The 18,881-nt window shown below is 51.5% G+C and carries 15 protein-coding genes; 2 read left to right on the forward strand and 13 right to left on the reverse strand.

The window, feature by feature from the left end:
- Positions 1 to 51 precede the first annotated feature (51 nt).
- Positions 52 to 1,185 (forward strand): DegT/DnrJ/EryC1/StrS family aminotransferase, encoded by a 1,134-nt coding sequence (locus MKJ04_RS16080; protein WP_241642675.1) that lies wholly within the window; start codon positions 52 to 54, stop codon positions 1,183 to 1,185.
- Between the two features lie 84 nt (positions 1,186 to 1,269).
- Here MKJ04_RS16080 and MKJ04_RS16085 read toward each other — a convergent pair whose 3' ends face one another.
- The 12 genes from MKJ04_RS16085 to MKJ04_RS16140 form a co-directional block, all read right to left on the reverse strand.
- Positions 1,270 to 2,754, reverse strand: a complete 1,485-nt coding sequence (locus MKJ04_RS16085; RefSeq protein ID WP_241642676.1) for a lipopolysaccharide biosynthesis protein — start codon at positions 2,752 to 2,754, stop codon at positions 1,270 to 1,272.
- A gap of 109 nt (positions 2,755 to 2,863) precedes the next feature.
- On the reverse strand, positions 2,864 to 4,219 hold the full coding sequence (locus MKJ04_RS16090; RefSeq protein WP_241642677.1) for a DUF7033 domain-containing protein: 1,356 nt from the start codon (positions 4,217 to 4,219) through the stop codon (positions 2,864 to 2,866).
- A gap of 5 nt (positions 4,220 to 4,224) precedes the next feature.
- The gene (locus MKJ04_RS16095) at positions 4,225 to 6,012 is read right to left on the reverse strand and encodes a LamG-like jellyroll fold domain-containing protein (protein ID WP_241642678.1); all 1,788 of its coding nucleotides are present in this window, start codon (positions 6,010 to 6,012) and stop codon (positions 4,225 to 4,227) included.
- A 53-nt stretch (positions 6,013 to 6,065) separates the two neighbouring features.
- Complete coding sequence (locus tag MKJ04_RS16100) at positions 6,066 to 7,277, reverse strand: hypothetical protein (protein ID WP_241642679.1); 1,212 nt, start codon at positions 7,275 to 7,277, stop codon at positions 6,066 to 6,068.
- 69 nt (positions 7,278 to 7,346) lie between these two features.
- Positions 7,347 to 8,390, reverse strand: coding sequence for a pseudaminic acid synthase (gene pseI / locus MKJ04_RS16105; protein ID WP_241642680.1), 1,044 nt, complete (start codon positions 8,388 to 8,390; stop codon positions 7,347 to 7,349).
- A gap of 23 nt (positions 8,391 to 8,413) precedes the next feature.
- Positions 8,414 to 9,889, reverse strand: a complete 1,476-nt coding sequence (gene pseG / locus MKJ04_RS16110) for a UDP-2,4-diacetamido-2,4,6-trideoxy-beta-L-altropyranose hydrolase (RefSeq protein WP_241642681.1) — start codon at positions 9,887 to 9,889, stop codon at positions 8,414 to 8,416.
- Positions 9,882 to 10,712, reverse strand: coding sequence for a cytidylyltransferase domain-containing protein (locus tag MKJ04_RS16115; protein ID WP_241642682.1), 831 nt, complete (start codon positions 10,710 to 10,712; stop codon positions 9,882 to 9,884). Before MKJ04_RS16115 ends, pseG begins: the two co-directional genes overlap by 8 nt.
- Positions 10,706 to 11,494 (reverse strand): SDR family NAD(P)-dependent oxidoreductase, encoded by a 789-nt coding sequence (locus MKJ04_RS16120; protein WP_241642683.1) that lies wholly within the window; start codon positions 11,492 to 11,494, stop codon positions 10,706 to 10,708. The genes MKJ04_RS16115 and MKJ04_RS16120 overlap by 7 nt, the downstream gene beginning before the upstream one ends.
- On the reverse strand, positions 11,491 to 12,381 hold the full coding sequence (locus tag MKJ04_RS16125; protein WP_241642684.1) for an aldo/keto reductase: 891 nt from the start codon (positions 12,379 to 12,381) through the stop codon (positions 11,491 to 11,493). The genes MKJ04_RS16120 and MKJ04_RS16125 overlap by 4 nt, the downstream gene beginning before the upstream one ends.
- The gene (gene pseC / locus MKJ04_RS16130; protein ID WP_241642685.1) at positions 12,378 to 13,580 is read right to left on the reverse strand and encodes a UDP-4-amino-4,6-dideoxy-N-acetyl-beta-L-altrosamine transaminase; all 1,203 of its coding nucleotides are present in this window, start codon (positions 13,578 to 13,580) and stop codon (positions 12,378 to 12,380) included. The genes MKJ04_RS16125 and pseC overlap by 4 nt, the downstream gene beginning before the upstream one ends.
- A 102-nt stretch (positions 13,581 to 13,682) precedes the next feature.
- The gene (pseB, locus tag MKJ04_RS16135) at positions 13,683 to 14,702 is read right to left on the reverse strand and encodes a UDP-N-acetylglucosamine 4,6-dehydratase (inverting) (protein ID WP_241642686.1); all 1,020 of its coding nucleotides are present in this window, start codon (positions 14,700 to 14,702) and stop codon (positions 13,683 to 13,685) included.
- 108 nt (positions 14,703 to 14,810) lie between these two features.
- Entirely contained in the window at positions 14,811 to 16,139 is a 1,329-nt protein-coding gene (locus tag MKJ04_RS16140; protein ID WP_241642687.1) for a glycosyltransferase family 4 protein, read from the reverse strand.
- A 198-nt stretch (positions 16,140 to 16,337) separates the two neighbouring features.
- On the opposite strand from MKJ04_RS16140, the gene ffh reads away from it, so the two are divergent.
- A complete protein-coding gene (gene ffh / locus MKJ04_RS16145; protein WP_241642688.1) occupies positions 16,338 to 17,675 on the forward strand; it encodes a signal recognition particle protein in 1,338 nt (445 codons plus the stop codon).
- Positions 17,676 to 17,844: 169 nt separating this feature from the next.
- Here the strand turns inward: ffh and MKJ04_RS16150 are convergent, their stop codons facing one another.
- Positions 17,845 to 18,318: a nucleoside deaminase gene (locus tag MKJ04_RS16150; protein ID WP_241642689.1), complete on the reverse strand. Its 474-nt coding sequence runs from the start codon at positions 18,316 to 18,318 to the stop codon at positions 17,845 to 17,847.
- Positions 18,319 to 18,881 lie beyond the last annotated feature (563 nt).

An 18,881-nucleotide genomic window follows, 5' to 3' on the forward strand; every position in this document is an offset into this window, starting at 1 on the left:
TATAAATCCAGGCGATGCGTATATTTGCTGAAAAGCAGCTTAGTTGTAAGTATGGAAGATATAAAAATGGCGGCGACGAAAGGGCGTTACACTTTGCTAAAACCGGAGTTGGACGCGGCCTTCAGCGCTGTGATGGCGCACGGTATGGCTGGCAATGGCGAAGAGGTAAGCCGCATGGCCCGATCTTTAGAAGCGTATGCGGCTGTTGCCCACGCCATACCCTGCGCCACCGGGGCAGATGCGTTCCGGTTGGCCTTGCTGTCGCTGGATTTACCCGCTGGCGCAGAGGTAGTGCTTCCGGCTTTCAACGACCCGAAGGCGGCAGGTCTCGTGTCATCGCTGGGGTATACGCCGGTTTTCGCCGACGTGCTGCCCGATACATTTACGCTGGATCCCGTCTCTGTCAAGAATGTGCTCTCGCCCCGTACAATGGCAATCGTGCCCGTGCACCTGTACGGGCAATGCGCCCCCATGCAGGACTTGATGGCTTTGGCAGAAGAGCACAGTTTATGGGTGGTGGAGGACTGCACCCAGGCGTGGGGCGCTGTTTACCAAGGGTATGAGGGGAAAGCGCGCAGGGCGGGAAGTTTGGGCCATGTCGCGTTTGCCACTTTCTTCCCCACAAAGCCATTTATCGGTGCCGGGGAGGCTGGTGCTGTGCTCACAAATGATGCTGCGCTCTACAAACGCATGCTTCAGCGCACAGATGCTGGCCAAAACATACCTATGTCCGGTGGACCAGCAGAAGCGGCCCCGACGCTGGATGCCTTGCAAGCGGCCATGCTCGAAGTGAAAATCAAGCATTACGATGCGCTTCAGGCTGAACGGCAGGAGGTGGCGCGCTATTATGACAGCGCGTTTGAACCTGTGGGCTTGGTCCGGGCGCCAAAGCGGGCTTCGTATTCAACCCATGTATTCCAGCACTATACCATCATAGTAGCCCCGTCGCTCCGGGACGGGCTCCGCGAGCACCTGCTGCAACGCCATATTCCGAGTGAGGTGTATTACCCATACCCTTTGTGCTGGCAGCAAGCTGATGCACACCCCATACCCATCACCGGTTGCCCGGTGTCTGAAAAGCTTTCACAGAGCCTGCTTTCGCTGCCCATACATACCGCCCTGCAGGAAGATCAGCTGGAGTATATATGCCAGCATGTGCTGGAGTATATACTTCAGGTCGGGTAAATCGGCAGGTATAAATTGCTATTGGTTAGCAGGTTAACGTGTTTGGCTTGATCCAAAGCTAAGGCACCCGCTTGGTGCTGATGGCTAAAGCTTCCAGCCAGTGAGCGAATAGAGTTGCTGCCGAAGCCAGTCGTTCAGGGCGGGGTAAATGCGAAACCCCGTGCTCATACCCCCATACAGCACAACGATCAGCAGGGAGCGCACGGCCATATCCAGAAACACATTCCCAAGGAAGGGCAGGAGATAGGCAGCCCCCAGCGAGAGCCCGGCCACCAGAATCAGCTTCGCTGCACTCCACGTGAAGGGTTGCATGTTGTAGATCAGCTGCACAAAAATAAGGCGGGCAAGGTTCATGAAGCTGTAGGAAATCATGGAGGCGAAAGCGGCCCCGTTAATGCCGTAGAGCGGTATAAAGTACCAGTTCGTCCAGATGGTGAGCGCTGCCAGCACGATGTTGAAGGCCAAATCCCAGCGGTATTTTTCAGACGTGGCCAAAATTACCCCATTGAGGCTGGTGGCCAGGTCCACGATGCGCGCGACGGACAGAAACAGCACCACGTATTTCCCCGCCCGGTATGAATCGGGCATGAAGGAGTATATGTTGTCGATGTTGGCCCAGATGCCGATAAACAGGAGCAGCCCCACGATGAGGTTCACCATGGTCACGTTCTTGTAGAGGCACTCCATACCTCCCATGTTCGCGTCTTTCCAGAAATCGGCCACCTGCGGGTAGGCGATTTTCAGAATCGAACGGGCGGGCACCAGAATCGCGCTCGTCATAAAAAAAGCCGTCGTGTAGATACCGTTGTCACTCAGGCTGTAAGAACTGATCATCACCTGGTCGATGGTGGTGATGATGGTGGTGGAGATGTTGCCCAGGAAGGTGAAGAAGCCATAGTAAAGCATCTCGCGGATGGGAATGATGCGCAGCCCCGCCCACATCGGCCGCACAAAGAACTGCTTCAGCCAGATGGTATAGGCAACCAGCACCAAGGCTCCCGCCGAATTAAACACGACATAGAGCAGCACAAACTCCCTGAAATCGATCATGCCCAGCGCAAACACCGATATCAACAAGGTAGTCAGAATCCGGAGGAGAAAATCCTGCACAAAGGAGGAGACGATGGTTTTGTACAGCGACCGCAGGTAGGCCGTGAACATGTTGAAGAGCAGCGTGAAAAGCGCCAGCGGAATGATGAAGTAATAATACTCCAGTATGAGCGGCGACTTCGCCTGGTAATAGTCCACCACCACGGGCTTGAAAAGCAGGAACAGCCCGGTAGCCAAGGCAAAGCCAAGCAGCGGCACCGCCAGCAGCAGGAACAGGAACCCGTGGTGCTGCCGCTCTTTGTTGCGGAAGTAGGGGAAATAGCGGGCGCTCATGTTCACAAAGCCCAGCGCCGAGAACTGCGCGAACATCACGGAGATCGTCAGCATCAGGCGCGTGAGGCCCACCTGCGCCTCATCCAGAAAATTCGGGAAGAGCAGAATGGTGTTGACGTACCCGATCGCGATGCCAGCGTACGAGATGACGGTATTCCAGATTCCTTCGCGCTGTAATTTGCCCATGTACTAAAGCTCAGTCGTGCAAAGGTAGTCTATAAATAGAATATAGCGGAAAGATTGTGGCCGCGCGCAGGGCAGTTCTGCGCCCGAGTCTGATCCATACGCTGCGGATCTACAGTTTTGTAGCCTTTTCTGTAATCCTGGCGGTGGCTTCGGCACATGTCAGAAACGCCGTGTTGGCCTGCTGCAGTTGTCGCAGCAGGTGGTGCAGTACCTCGCTCCAATTTGGCTCGCCTGCAGGGGTAGGATACTCAGAATAAGAAGAAAAATTCTCGTTGTGCCACAGCAGCGTAAACAAGCCCCTGAATTTGATCACTTCTTCCAGCATGGTTTGCAGCAGCCTCAGCGCCTCAGAGGGCTTTACATTTAAATAGCCGGGATGGTATAGGGAGGTATCCATCAGGAGAAGTGGCAGTTCTAGATAGCCGAAGGCTTCCCCGGTTTCGAAATTGAAAGGGAAGAAAGGATGGCAGAAGGAGTTCCGAAAGCCGAAATGCTCGGCAAAGCCCAGGGTGGTATCGTAGCGCAGGCCGCTTTGCTGCAGTACCTGTGGGGTATGCTGCGGATCGTGGCACAGGTAATGGAAGCGGTTTCCGCTTACTTTTGTGGGCAGTTGTGCCATCTCAGCCCTAAGTTGCGGCCCGTGCACCGCAGTGCCGAAGCTACCGTGTATACCTACCTCGTGCCCTGACGCCATCAAGCCCAGAATGGAATCCTGACAGGCCCGACGCGTCACGTCATAGTCGGCGTTCGGATGCCCCTGATAGCGCTGCAGGCTGGTAAGAAAAAAAAAGGTGATACGTGCCTTGAACCGATCGGCTGTGGCAGTTACCTCCCGCAAATTCTGCCAGGCATCCCGCCCCCTTATTTTCTGCAGGAGCAATGAGGAGAAATCAGACAGGGCTCCTTGCTTCAATCGCTGCAGCCCGGCCACCTTCCAGGCGCTTTGAAGACGGTCCACATCGCAGGTGAGGCACGTGGCGAAGCTGTTGTTGTCCCAGGGGTCCGCTTGCAGCCCGACGTGGTATACCCGTTCCAAAGTCTCGCGCAGTATCTCGAAATAGTAGTTGACGACCGGCACCGTGATGAAGCCATGCGCTGCCTGCACGCTAGCCGGGTAAGGGTATCGGCCGAACTTGTCCCGGGCTTTACTGTGATGCTCCTGCCAGCCGCTGAGCAGGTAAAAGGCAGAGGCCAGGATATCGTAATTGATCTTTGCGCTGCCGTCCGGGAAATAGGTAACCAGCTCTTCCTGTTCGTTTTCCTCGAAAAAGAAGGGGAGCCGAACGCCATGGTATACTTTCCAGACAAGAGACTCGGGCCGCGCGCGTTTCCCCTCAAAGAATTGCCCTTCATACTGCCTGACGCTCACGCTTGCCCCATGTGCTGGCCCATACGCCAGAGGCAGTGTGCGGGCCTTCGGGTATAGGAGGTATAAGTGGCGGAGTATATAGGGTAGTATGTCCAAATGCGTTACCTGATAACCTCTACCCAGCCTTTGTAAACTCTGTGTGTTACGCTGCTGGTAAACTGGTAGTAGTACATCCCGTCGGGCATACCCACGGCAGACCAGGAATTGTCATAGTGGTCTTTTTGGTATATAGGCTTGCCCCACCGGTTCATGATTTTAAGCGCCAGAGAGTTTTGTTCCAGCCCTTGCACGACGAATGCATCGTTTTTCTGGTCTCCGTTCGGAGTAATAATGTTCGGTATGGCGAGGCATTCTCCGTTTGAAACCACAATCTCTTTTTCATACGCACAACCATTTATCGTGAGCCTGATGGAGTATGTACCCGGGCTTGTCACCGTAATCAGAGGCGTATTTTTTCCATTGCTCCACTGGTAGCTGGCACCCGCTGTGGTTGCGTCGAGTACCACAGGTGCGCTGTCGCAGGTAAAGACCTCCTTAGGGAAGTTAAAAACCGGCTCCGGAGAGAAGGAAATGCTGATCTCTTCTCTTGCCGTGCAACCAGTAGTAGTGGTCAGTTCCACCCAGTAAGTGCCACCCTGAGTGACGTTAATCGTAGCGGATGTTTCTCCGTTACTCCACAAAAGGGAGCCATTGCCCGTGAAGTCAGCACGGAGAGTACCGGCTGTGCCTGCGCAGAAACTTGCCGGTGCAACGATGGCAAGTTTCGCCTCATTGTTTGCAGTGGCGGCAAATTCCCCATAATTTTCGTTCGCGGAGTAGAGCATGATGGGGGATGATGTTGTGTCCGCTACCTGGGTCCAGTTCGCGGCGGTATTATCTTGCCTGCGGTAAAGTTTACTGCCACACTTCAACCCGTATTGCTTGAAATACACTTTATATTTTCTGCTTCCCTCGCCAACCTTAAACAGGCCGTAATATTCTTTTACATCTCCAGGCGCAGTTATACCCTTTGTCGAAGCCGGTGGCGAATTAATGGTATAAAGGTGAAACCCCTTGATTGCCGGATCGACTTCATGAACAGAAAAGTTGGCCCGGCCAGTAACCATTTCAAGGGAGGCGTCCCAATTGTTTGTGTAGCGGTACACGCTTTTGTCGCCTATGGGTGCGCCGGAAACTTTCCAGGAAGAAGCCGGGGCAACATTTTGGAGAGTTCCATTTAATTTCAGCGAACTCAAATCTTGAACTAGAGTGGTTCCACTGTTATCAAAATTAAAATAAGCCACCAACTCAGACGAAATAGCGGCTAGCTTTGAACACATTCTTTCTCTGATTTCATCTATTGTAAGGGCCTTCTTCCATATTCTAACCTCATCTATCTGCCCTACATAATACTCGTCATCCACTAAAAAATATTTTCCGATTGCAAGAGGAGCATTGTTAATCAAGCTCGTATTATAATAGTTGGTTTGAATTGATCCTTTGAGAATTCCATCTACATAAATTGACCAAGTGCTTCCATCACAAGTCCCAGCTAAATGATGCCATTGGCCATCATTTACATCGATGTTAGAATAACCTGAAATGCGGTATATACCAGAACCATCCCTTCCAGCGAAAGCTGCTTTGCCATCCTTTATAATAAGATGGTACCCACGCTCTGCTCCATAGCGGTCGTACTTCCCGGCAACCCATTGATATTTGTTTGCAGTTGTTTTTACCCAAGCTTCTACGGTGACTTGATTTGTAATGCCCCTGTTGGATGTGCTGCTAAGAACGTAGCCATAATTACCGTCCAAAATCAGGGCGTTGCCTGGGCCTTGGCCGTATGTGTTCAGGCTTTGCAGAACAATTAAAATAAAAATTGAACCGCATTGTAAAATTTTGTTCATAGGTATTAAAGCGCTTTTAAGGGGCAAATAAATTATATGTAGGAATGAATATATTAAGATTTTATCAAACTGCAAATATGTTTTAGCGCTAACTCACCGCTTTTGCCATCTTGGGGGGTGGCCACGGTTGCATTATAAAACCGTGCCCTGTGATATACCTCCGGCCTAGTATCCAGCTTTGTGGCTAAGAGTTGGACTAACTCTTCCGCGCTGCCAGTTACGTCCACCAGACCATGCTGTATAAATCCGTAGTAGTCGTGCAAGTGTTGGGTTGGGTTAAAATCATAGAAGATACTCCACACATTCAGTAGCACGGCCTCCAGGTGTATACCAGAGGTGCTGCTTATTTGCACGTCTAACTGCTTGAGATAGTCAAATACATGCTGCTCTTTACCATTAGAAATAGTTATGTTTCGGGCGATTTTTGTGAGGGCAGACCTGTTCCGGGTATCCCGGGGGTGGGGGCGGAGGATGAATGTCAGACTGGGGAACGCGTCGCTCAGCTTGCGCAGCAACCCCGCCACTTCTTGCAGGTCATCCATCATGTTACAGCCTATACCGACTGTTCTGATGTGGGTACTGTGATTGCGAAACGGCACATAGGCATCCGCTTTGGGCATGCCCACCAAGGCCACCTGCCCCTGCACCGGGCCGCATTGCAGATACTTGTCCAGCGAGTCCTGGCCCTCTAGCAGATTAAGGTCAAAGGTAAGCGGGGGAAACAAATTGCTCACGCTGGCATGTTGAATATAAACCGTTTTTATTTGAAGGGCTTTCGCGGCCAGCAGCATGGCTCTGGCATCGGCGTTATGGTCGTTGGCGAACACCACCGCAGCAGGCTGGTAGCGGCGCAGCTTCTGAAGGTATACCTCATAAAATCCGATCGCATCATACAGCAGATCGAAAAAACGAAGGGTGCTCGCTCTTTTATGACGCAAAAACTGTAACAGGAGGAATGGGAGCTTGTAGTAGTAAAGCACTTTGCGTCGCAACGACAATCGCGCTACCTCCTTTTCATACTTGCCGATGTTCTTGCCCTGCCCCGCCACCAACACACTGCCAGGCAGGCGCTGCTGCACAAACCGGAGGCTATCCACGTTGTTCTGACTCACCACATACAGCCACACCTTCCCCCGGAGTGTTGCCGGCTCCTCTACTGACCGGAAGAGGTTCCCGATCAGACGAAGCAAGGTATGGCCCACGACCCTGACCATCCGCTGTAGGATAGATTGAGGGGAGGCGGCATCCTTGGCGCTTTCTGGCAAGCAATAAAATCCGTTGGAAAAATGCAGGTAAAGGATATCACTGTAAAGGGTATACCACCGCTTCATACGCTATACCAAATCCCAACTGAGTGGGGTGCCTGCTCTTAGGTGCTGTTTGGCCGTTTTACCTAATATCTCCTCATAATGCTTTGGTGCCAGCCCCAGTCCGGGCCGGATAACCCTTAGGTTTTCCTTCGTGAAGGTTTCTCCGGGCATTATGTCTTTGGCCACGTATAGTGAGCGTTTGAAGAGGCGGCTCTTTTCTTCTGCCCGTTGCACTCCGTATTGCACATGCCCGATGGCCTGCCAGGCTCTTTCAGTTTCCACTACCAAGGCCTGCAGTTCGTCTGGTTCTAACGAGAACGCTGCATCAACGCCCCCATCGGCCCTGCTTAGGGTAAAGTGCTTTTCAATCACCGTTGCCCCGAGGGCCACGGCAGCGACGGCAGCCCCGATGCCCATCGTATGGTCAGAAAGCCCGACTTGCACATCAAATAACGCCTGCATATGCGGGATAGTAACCAGATTGGTGTTTTTGGGGCTAGCAGGGTAGGTGCTGGTGCATTTCAGCAGTATAAACTGTTCACAGCTACCCTGCCGCAGTACCTGTACTGACTGATCCAATTCTGAAACGGTTGCTGCACCTGTGCTGAGGATAACCGGCTTGCCCGTGGCCGCCACTTTTCGGATCAGCGGGTGGTCAGTGTTTTCAAAAGAAGCAATTTTATACGCAGGCGCTCCCAGACTCTCCAGAAAATCCACGGCTGATTCATCAAAAGGGGAGGAGAACGCCAGCATGCCGTTCGCTTTGGCACGCTCAAAAATAGCCTGGTGCCACTCCCAGGGGGTATAAGCCTGCTTGTATAAGTCGTATAGCTCCCGACCCTTCCACAGGGAGTCCTCGTCCTCGATGGTTAAGGCCCCGGGTAGCGTCATAGTGTCGGCGGTATACGTCTGGAGCTTGATCGCGTCGGCACCTGCGGCAGCGGCGGCGTCCACAATGGCGAGCGCCCGCTCCAAAGATTGGTTGTGGTTGCCAGACATCTCCGCGATGATGAACGGTTTGTGAGCCGGGCCAACCATCCGGCCGCCTATGTTGATTTCCTGTATCATATTCAAAAGCTAAACATAGCGTGTCAACGGATGTTTAAGGCAAATGTGAGGGCCTCAGGGTGCAATGCGTCAGGCGTAACCCTCACGAAGCCCGCTTTCTCGAATGCTCTGATAGACGCGGGGTTGCCAGGTTGCACCATACCCTGTGCTGTTTTCACTGTGGGACTGCTTGCCCGCAGTGCCTGTATTCCTTTCTGCAAGACCGTATGTCCCAAACCCTTCCCCCGAAAGTCGGCAGCTATCGAATAGCTGATCAGCGCCTGTTCGCCGGATAGGGTAAACCGTATGTTGGCGGCGGGTGTTCCGTCGGACTCAGCTATATATAAGAGGGTGTTCTCGTTTTTTAGCACCGAATGAAACCACTGGGTATGATTTTCCAAGTTTATGAGGCTGTTGTTGAAGGAGTGTTTCCGCACGTCTGGGTCGTTCGCCCATGCAAACAACAACTCAAGATCGTCAGAACTGGCCTCTCTCAGGTGCAGGCTGGCCCCAAGGCTTAGACCGGAGAATACCTGTCTGAGCCGTTCGCCGCTTTGCCCATCGAAGTGTTCGCGCTGCCTGGCTACCTGATCTTGAAAGCGTGTGGCTAGTGCAGCATCCTCTAAACGTCCGGGTAGCTGGCAGTATGGCTGGGCGATCCCGGTCTCTATCAGGAAACGGTATAAATCTGCCTGGTTATCAGCAGTCTGTTCAACGTACAGCAAACCGCCCACTGCAGCATACTCATACGCCACCCCGCTTGCCGACGTGATGGCTACGGCACAGCTTTGCATCAGGTCGCACATGTGCTGCGCCGTCAGGTTTTGGTGCAAGATTATACGCTGCTGGTGTTGGAGCCAACTTTGGAGTTCAGTTTGATGTCTGTAGGCGCTGCCGGTCACAACCTCGATTTGCAGAGATGGCTGTGCCTCACGGAGCTCTTTGGCAATCTGCAGGGTTAGATTCTGCGGGTCAGCACCACCCAGGTTTATAAGCACCCTCACTATTGCAGCTGGAAAATCTCTAGGTATGCCAGCAATAGCAAGGAAAGGGGGGCGAAGGAGCGCAAAGGAGGGGCCCAGGCAGAGCTTTGTGTAAGGAACCGACTCATACATGGCCGCCTGAACTCCTCCTGACTGATTGATCACCGCGTCGGCAACAAATGGGTACGCGTGTATGTCATCAATACATACTAGCTGAGCATTTTTGGATTTTATACCCTCCTGATAAACTGTCCCGAAGGCGTAGCCATCCAGTACCACGATTTCCTCGGCTGAGATATAGGCATCCAACTCATGTATAAACCTAAGTTCTTCCAGGGTAGCAACAGGCAGCACGATCATCCCGCCGCATACCGCCATTATTTGCTTTTGTATCTCTTTGGAAGGCGATTGAATGGCAAAAACACACTCAAATTCATCGCGCAGCATAGCAGCAAGCGCAAGCGAGCGTACCACATGTCCCAGCCCGATCTGGCTGTTACCGTCTGCCCTAAAAATGATGCGACGCTTTTTAGTCATAGCCTTTATCTTTTACATGCTTAAGCACCCTTGAAAAGCCACCAAGTTGTAATATTTTTTCAGCCTCTTTAAATTCTTGGCTTTCTGATGCGAATGCTATACGCTGTGTATGGTGCGAATTGACCTCATATAACCACTGATTCTCTTGCAGGAGTTTCTCAATATCAGTAAGCATGAAGTTTTCTAAGCAATCTGATTTATATAATTTTGCATATATCAGTGACGCCAAGGCATAGTCTGAAGGATAATCGACTGTGAGCCTTAAGGATTTGCAGCTTGATTCAAATTTCACGGTTTGCTTCTCGAAATCGTTTGCCCTGCGAATAAATGAAGTTACATGTTCCTTATCAAGGGGTTCTTTTGCACCTTGTGCTGCTTTAATCAAGGCATTAAGCTGAACTACTTCCACATTCATTCCTAAAGGGAGGCCTTCTGTTGTAGTATAGTCTACTGCCGAAGCTACATGTTGCTGGAGAGTATGCGCAATGATCTCAGGAGACACAAAAGGATTATCACCGGTTAGCCTTATAATTACATCTAATTCATGCGCTTTAGCGGTATCAATAAATCGTGCAAGCACATTCTCAGAGGAACCCCTAAAACATGTAATTTGGTTCGTAATACATAGGTGTTGAACTGCATCATCTACAGGGTGATCTGTAGTAGCTACAACTACTTTAGAAAGGCCTGTAGCGGCTGCGGCTCTAGCAACTATGTGCTCCAGCATAGTAGGACCGCCATTAAAGGGAAGCGGTAACAATACCTTGTTAGGAAGTCTTTCTGAACCAAGTCTAGCCTGAATTATTGCTCCTGCTCTTACCATGCTGTCCACCCTCCGTCAATTACCAAATTTTGGCCCGTCATATAGGAGGAAGCATCAGAAGCTAAATAAATAAATGCTCCCTTCAGTTCATCTGGATTTCCAATTCTACCTAATGGGTTCTTCTTTTTTAATTTTTCTACAAAAGAGATATCCTGCTGCACCTTGTTGCTCGGAAAAGTGCCGGGGGAGACCGTATTCACATTGATATTGTATTTGCCTAAATAGCATGCAAAATAACGCGTTAGCTGTAAGGTCCCAGCTTTAGCTGCCCCATAATGCGGAGGATTCAGAAAAGAGGGACTTTCATCGTAAATATTAAAATCAGGAGATACTAGTCCATACATAGATGAAACATTTATGATGCGTCCTCCTTGTTCTTTCATATAGGGAATAGCTTCTTTAATGCATCGGTATACGCTATTTAGGTTCCCGTCTATGCCATATGCAAACTCTTCGTCACTAAGTTTCTCTGGGTTTTGTCCTTTTGAATAGTACGCATTATTTACAAGCACATCAATGTGCCCTTCCAAATCCTGAATACTTCGAAAAGCGTTTGCAACACTTTGTGCTTGCGACACATCACAAAGCTGGAATTTGATGTTATCCAATTGTAAAAGGTCAAATGCCTCAATAAATTTATCTTTATTTCGCCCAAGTACATACACAGTGGCTCCTGCTTCTGCCAAGCCGGATGATATAGCTGTGCCGAGATAACCATAGCCTCCTGTTACCAAAACCGTTTTACCATTCAAAGAGAAAAGTTGCTCAAGTCCTGTGTTCATTTGGCTGGCCAATTATAGGGTAGGATGATTTTTTCATCGTCTACACGAAAGTTTTGAAGTTCCCGGTAAGCCTGATGTGATAATTCCTTTTTTGAGAAATCTATATTTTCCTGTAAAGTTTTAAGACTTTCGACACCTATAACAGCTTGCGAAACATTGGGGTTAGAAAGCACAAACCACAGTAACAAAGCCCCTAAGGGCAACTGATATTGTCTTGAAAGCTGATGCAGTTTTTTAATTTTTGGTGCTATAGATGAAAAAGCGCCCGGCAATTTTTCTGGTGGCATAAAATAGAGCCCCTGTAGATAAACAGAACGGACATGTGTCATGATCCCGTTTTGTCTGAGTAAGGGCAAAACGCTTTCAAATCGCCGATCGAAGACGCTGTAAGGGAATTGTATAATATCTACCTTAGCCTTGTTGTCTATAATTTCTATTGCTTCTGAAGGGTGGTAGAGAGAAATGCCTATTTTCCCTATTTTACCTTCTTTCTTCAGCTGCTCAAACTCAAGCAATATCTCTGGTTTTTTTTTATATATAGAGTAGTTGTGCAGCATATATGTAGACACAGTTGTAACCTGGAGTCTTTTCAATGATTCCTCTAATGCTTCCGCAACAGGCATATAGGAGTCCAGGGAAAGGTATTTTGTTATGATTTCAAAATCTTGCCCATTTTCATGTAAGGCGTTCCCGATAGTTTTCTCGCTATCACCATAAGCCGCAGCTGTGTCTAGGGTAGTGATGCCAGCACTGCCAGCAAGTTCAAGTATAGCATTTGCCTCCTGCTGCAAAATTTTTCCTTCCCTGTTACTAATACCGTAGTCAAGTCCAAACTGAGCAGTGCCTAAAATGAGACGGTTAATAGTATAGTCGTTAAACTGCTTCACCTGCCAACAAACTCCTTTACCTTCTCAATCACAAACGCCTGCTCTTCCTGCGTGAGCGAGGGGTACATGGGCAGGCTGAGGCATTCAGCGTAATAGTACTCCGCCTCCGGGAAATCGCCTTTGCTGGAGCCGAGGCTGCGGTAGTAGGGCATGGTATGGGCGGGTATATAATGCACCTGTGCGAAAATCTGGTTCTCCCGCAGAAAGTCATACAAGCCTTTGCGGTCCTGCACCCGGATGATGTATAAATGGTACGCGTGGCCCGTGTCACCGGCAGGGCTCAGGGACGCGGCCGCTGTTTGCATGGTTTTGATGCCCGCCACTTCCCCGAAGGCCGCATCGTAAATCCTGGCGATGCCTTTTCTGCGTGCCAGCCCTGTGTCGGCGCGCTGCAGCTGCGAGATGCCAAGGGCGCAGAGCATGTCGGGGATGCGGTAGTTATACCCCAGTTCCTGCATCTCCATATACCAGCCGCCGTGGTTTTCCTCCATACGCTCCGGGTCGCGGGTGATGCCGTGGGTGCGCAGTTGCAGTAGCTTTTGATAGTGTGCCTCGCTGTTGGTCGTGATCATACCTCCCTCGCCGGTGGCAATGTGCTTTACCGGGTGAAAGGAGAAGATGGCCAGATCAGCAAACTGCCCGTTGCCGCACATCTGCCGCTCACCATTGCTGTCGTGGAAGTAACCGCCCGGCGCGTGGGCAGCGTCCTCGAGCAGCCAGAGGCCGTGCGCATCGGCAAGTTGCCGGAAGGCTTCCATGTCCACCGGGTTCCCGGCAAAGTCGACAGGTATAATGCCCTGGTAATAGCCTTTGGGCTTGCTTTCGAGCAGTTGCCGTACCTTATCTATATCCAGCAGAGCCGTGGCAGGATCGATATCAGCAAACGCCACGGTGCCGCCGCAGTAGCGCACGCAGTTGGCCGAGGCCACAAACGTGATGGGCGTGGTGATGATGCGGGTAGTTTCGTTTACCCCCAATGCCAATGCCGCCAGATGCAGCGCCGCCGTGCCGTTCGATACCGCAACGGCATACGTTGCCCCCACATACGTGGCAAAGGCCTGCTCAAAGGCGGCCACTTTCGGGCCCTGCGTCAGCAAGTCGGAGCGCAGCGTAGCAACCACGGCTTCAATGTCTGCCTCCGTGATGTGCTGGCGACCGTATGGGATGGGGTTCTGCGTATTGGGTTCTGACTTTATCATCGAATTAGGATTAGAGACTAAAGATCAGGAATGGTGATGACAGCGTGTTCTTGCAGCTGCATCCATTTCTAATCTCATCTTCATAAAGTATACATGCCGGTTCTATACCGTAAAACCAGCGTCCACATGCTGCCTGATTTCTTCCCGCAGCTGATCCACGTTCATCCAATCGGTGTTCGTGCCGGAGTTATACTTAAAGCCTACCTCCACCATCTTGCCCTTGTGCGCTTTCAGGAAGTCGGCGGGTGCCCAGGTGGGAGTGGAGGGTAGGATTACGTAGTATTTGTCCAGCTCTACCGTGTTCAGCGAGTCTGTTTCCGTGATCATCTCCTCATGCAGTTTTTCTCCTGGCCGGATGCCCACGATTTCCTGCCTGCAGTTGGGGCCGATGGCCTCGGCGATGTCTGTGATCACGTAGGAGGGAATCTTCGGGACGAAGATCTCGCCGCCCCAATGGTGCTCCAGCGCGTGGAAGACGAGCGCGACCCCTTCCTCCAGCGAGATGTTGAAGCGCGTCATCTTAGGGTGTGTGATGGGCAGCACGCCTTCCTGCCGCTTCTTCAGGAAAAAGGGAACCACAGAGCCTCTGGAGCCAATCACGTTGCCGTAGCGCACCACAGAAAACCGGATGTCGCGTTTGCCTTTCATGTTGTTGGCGGCCACAAATAGCTTATCGGAGCAGAGCTTGGTGGCGCCATACAGGTTAATGGGGGCAGCCGCTTTGTCAGTAGACAGGGCCACTACGTCTTTCACCCCCATGTCGAGGGCGGCGTTGATAACGTTCTCAGCTCCCAGCACATTGGTCTTGATGCACTCCATCGGGTTATACTCTGCGGCGGGCACCTGTTTCATGGCGGCGGCATGCACAATAATGTCGATGCCCTCGCAAGCACGCTTGAAACGGTCTCCGTCGCGCACATCCCCTATAAAATAGCGGATGGAATTGTATTTGCTGTGCGGAAACACCTGCGCCATCTCAAACTGCTTCAGCTCGTCGCGGGAGTAGATGACCAGGCGCTTCACCTCCGGGAAGCGCGCGTACACCATCTCCACAAACTTCTTCCCAAAGGAGCCCGTTCCGCCTGTTACCAGTATTGATTTATGATTTAGGTCTAATGCCATTCGGTATATATCGAGTTTAGAGGACGGGTAGCATCGTATTACCCAATCCTGCGCAAGATACTTGTTTCCTCCACAAGTTTCAATCCTGGCCAGTTATACAGGAAGCGCTTATTTTTGCCCGGTTAGCTGCTTCACCAACTTGGCCAAGTCCGATGCAAGGGACTTTCTGGAGTAGCGCGCGTGGTTTATGTAGGGCAGGTCCTGGTTCGGGTTGATTTTCCAGGCTTTGCTCAGTTGGTCGAGGTGGTCTACCATCAGGTCGTAGGCGGTGTAATGAAAAAGCCTCCCGGCGCCACACTCGTCTATGATGCGGTCGGTGTCGGAGTGCACGGGGCCGAGGCAGATGATGGGTTTGTTGGACGCCAGGTACTCGAACAGCTTGCCCGGAACGTTGGCGTACACGGCGTCCACATCGGCGATGGCCAGCAGCAGCACGGTGCTTTGCATCAGATAGGCAATTGCCGCCTCGTGCGGCACATAGGGTATAAACTCGGTAATGCCTCCCAGTCCCGCTTGCTCGATGCGCTTTTTAAGGCCCTCCGACACCTGACCCACAAACCGCAGCCGGTAGTCAACCGCGTCGTGCACCGACATGGTATGAGCCAGTGCCTTCAGAAACACGTCAATGTTATAAGCCTCCGTGATCGTGCCGGTATAGGTGATGCACAGCTCCTGTTTGGGCGGCTGAGAGGGGAGGGTGAAATCCTGCTCGTCATACCCGTTCGGGATAACGTGGATCTTCCTCGGGTCGATGCTCACGGGCTTGTTGAGAAAAAGGCGCTTGGTGTCCTCGCTGGTCACCACGATAGCATCGGCCTGCTCCAGCACTTCCCGCTCGTATTTCTCATCGAGCCGGCGGGCCAGGGCGGTATGGTGCAGCTGGTCGTAGTAGTGGATGTTGGTCCAGGGGTCGCGCAAATCGGCGATCCAGGGCAGCTGGTGCTTCTTCTTTAGCTTCAGGCCGATGAGCTGGGTAGAGTGCGGCGGGCTTGTCGTAATCATGGCTTTGTAGTTTCCGTTCGCCAACAGCTCTTCGGCCTTTTTCAGGGCATGTTTGTTCCAGCCCACGCGTGCGTCGGGTATAAACAGGTTGCCGCGCACAAACTTAAACACCTTGTCTACCAGCGTGTCCTTTTCTTTCTGGTTGGCAAACCCGCTGAACGGGATCTCTTTCTTGCCCGTAAGCTTCTTATAGTACTCAAAAGGCTCCGTGGTTGCTGTCCGGTGCACTTGCAGGCCATCCGGAACCTCTTTTTCGAATGTCCGGTCGAGGAGGGGGTATGAGGCCTGCGCCTCGTCCACTGTCAGCACGGTGGGGCGTACCCCAAACGCAGGGAGGTGTTTGCAGAATTTCAGCCCGCGCTGCACGCCCGGTCCTCCGGAGGGGGGCCAGTAATAGGAGATGTAGAGCAGGTCAATCGTGTCTGTTGCTTTCAATCGCTTTTGTTTTCCTGTAGACTCAAATATAACGATATTATTACGCACTGCCGCAATTGCTGTTCATGCCGCCCTGTCTTGGGCTTTCTCCACAAATCGCCGTAAAAAAGAGGAGACAGGGGGATGCCGCAATTCTCCCTTCCGTTATTCGTAAATAACCAGGATAATGCTTATTTTTGTAGATAAACCCAGAGAAAGATGTTTGATAATTTAAGTACCAAATTAGACCGCGCCTTTAAAACACTCAAAGGCCAGGGAAGCATTACAGAGATAAACGTGGCCCAGACCATCAAGGAGGTGCGCCGCGCCCTGGTGGATGCGGACGTAAACTATAAAGTTGCCAAAACTGTCACCGACAAGATAAAGGAAGAGGCCATGGGCCGCGATGTGCTCATCTCCGTTTCGCCGGGGCAGCTGATGGTGAAGATCGTGCACGAGGAGCTGACCGAGCTGATGGGCGGACAGAAGCAGGACATCAGCCTGAAGGGCGAGCCGGCGGTTATCCTGATTGCGGGTTTGCAGGGTTCTGGTAAGACTACCTTCACGGGTAAGCTGGCCCACCACATCAAGCGCCAGGGCCGCAGTGTGCTGGTAGCCGCCTGCGACGTGTACCGTCCGGCCGCGATTAACCAGCTGCAGGTTTTGGCCGGTCAGGTAGGCGTGGAGGCGTATACCGAACTGGAGAATAAAAACCCGGTGCAAATTGCCCTCAACGCCATCGAGCACGCCAAAAAGACCAATAAGAAAGTTGTCATCATCGATACCGCCGGTCGTTTGGCCGTAGACGAGGCGATGATGAAGGAGATAGCCGACATCAAGCAGGCCGTAAAGCCGTCTGAGACGCTGTTTGTGGTAGACTCCATGACGGGTCAGGATGCGGTGAACACGGCCAAAACCTTTAACGAGCGCATCAACTTTGACGGCGTGGTGCTGACCAAGCTCGACGGTGACTCGCGCGGCGGTGCGGCCCTATCCATCCGCGCTATTGTGGAGAAGCCGATCAAGTTCATCTCCACAGGAGAGAAAATGGAGGCCCTCGACCTATTCTACCCAGACCGTATGGCCCAGCGAATCCTGGGTATGGGCGACGTGATCTCATTGGTGGAGCGTGCGCAGCAGGCCTTTGATGAGGATGAGGCGAAGCGCATCAACAAGAAGATCCGCAAGAACCAGTTCAACTTCGACGACTTCCTGACCCAGCTGGAGCAGATCAAGAAAATGGGTGACATCAAGGACCTGGTGGGTATGATTCCGGGAGTGGGCAAGGCCCTGAAGGATGTCGAGATCGATGAAAATGCCTTCAAACCGATCGAGGCGATCATCAAATCGATGACGCCCGTGGAGCGCGAAAACCCCGACATGATCAGCGGTAGCCGCCGCGCCCGTATCGCCAAGGGCAGCGGCACGGACCTGACACAAGTAAACAACCTGATGAAGCAGTTTAACGACATGCGCAAGATGATGCGCTCGATGAACAAGATGTCGGGCAAGCGTGGCGGGCTGGGCAACCTGGCCAACATGATGAAGCAGCGTTAAGCTTTCTTTTGATACCCCTATACCGTCAGCGGCTGCACTTGGCAAAAGTGCAGCCGCTGACGGTATAGGGGTATGCCATTGGCGGCCGGGTTGCTGCGCTAGTGCTGTATTTCTCTCTGAGAACTAGCTTCTTAGCATACCAATTTTAAACAAGCAGTTTGACAGCGGCCTAATAATTTTTTTTATCCTCCTGTTGCTCCCACGCCACAAATCCTTCTTTTGCCTCATCGGGAAGCAATTGGTGCATGGGTATCCGGCGGGCATCGATGGGCTTTTCCATTTCCTCATAGATCAGGGCGTCGTCAAAGCCAATTTTGGCAGCGTCCTGGCGGGTGTTGCCATAGTATACCTTGCTGCACCTGGCCCAGTAAATGGCGCCGAGGCACATGGGGCAAGGCTCACAGCTGGTATATAATTCGCAGTCGGAGAGGTCGAACGTGCCCAGCGCCTGCGATGCTTTCCGGATCGCGTCTACCTCTGCATGGGCAGTCGGATCGTTGGAAGAGAGCACATTATTGAAGCCGCGGGCAACAACCTCGCCCTTCCGCACGATCACAGCCCCAAACGGCCCGCCATACCCCTGCTTCATTTTCTCCACAGAAAGGCGAATAGCCTCCCGCATAAAATCTTGTTCTTTTTCCATATAGGATGCTATAGTTTGGCTGCTTTCTAATGTGTTGATCCATATATGAATCAACAACTTTTTTGCCCGCTTTGTATATTTCTGAATGTATAAAAACATTGCCCAATTTCACGATAGGAGCAGTCATACCCATAACGAAGAAAATATACGCTGTTGCTGTGTGAGAGGGAAATATATTAGTTTCTCGTGGAGAGGCAAAATCAATGCGTTACACAGAAGTATTCGCAAATAGGAGGTATACGTTGAAACACTTCAACTTAGAATTGTATTTAGCAGGCCTGCCACTACACGCGGATAGCAATCGGAATATATGGCACAGGCGTAAAAAAATAGCTTACTCGACACTTGTGCGCTTGGATTGCATACTCGTCGTGTAAGCTATTGCATTTTTACCTATCGGTATAGCTTGGGTGAAAATGTTGCTGCTTTGTTTTAGTGTATTTACGGCACTTATTCAATAAGGGTTAAAAAATATAATAAAATCTGGTTAATGTTACCTATTCACGCATCAAGCCCTGAGAATCGGCAGTTGATGCTTCAAACATCTAATCGGGGAGGGGATG

This window comes from Pontibacter sp. E15-1, from assembly GCF_022601975.1.
Classification (GTDB): domain Bacteria; phylum Bacteroidota; class Bacteroidia; order Cytophagales; family Hymenobacteraceae; genus Pontibacter.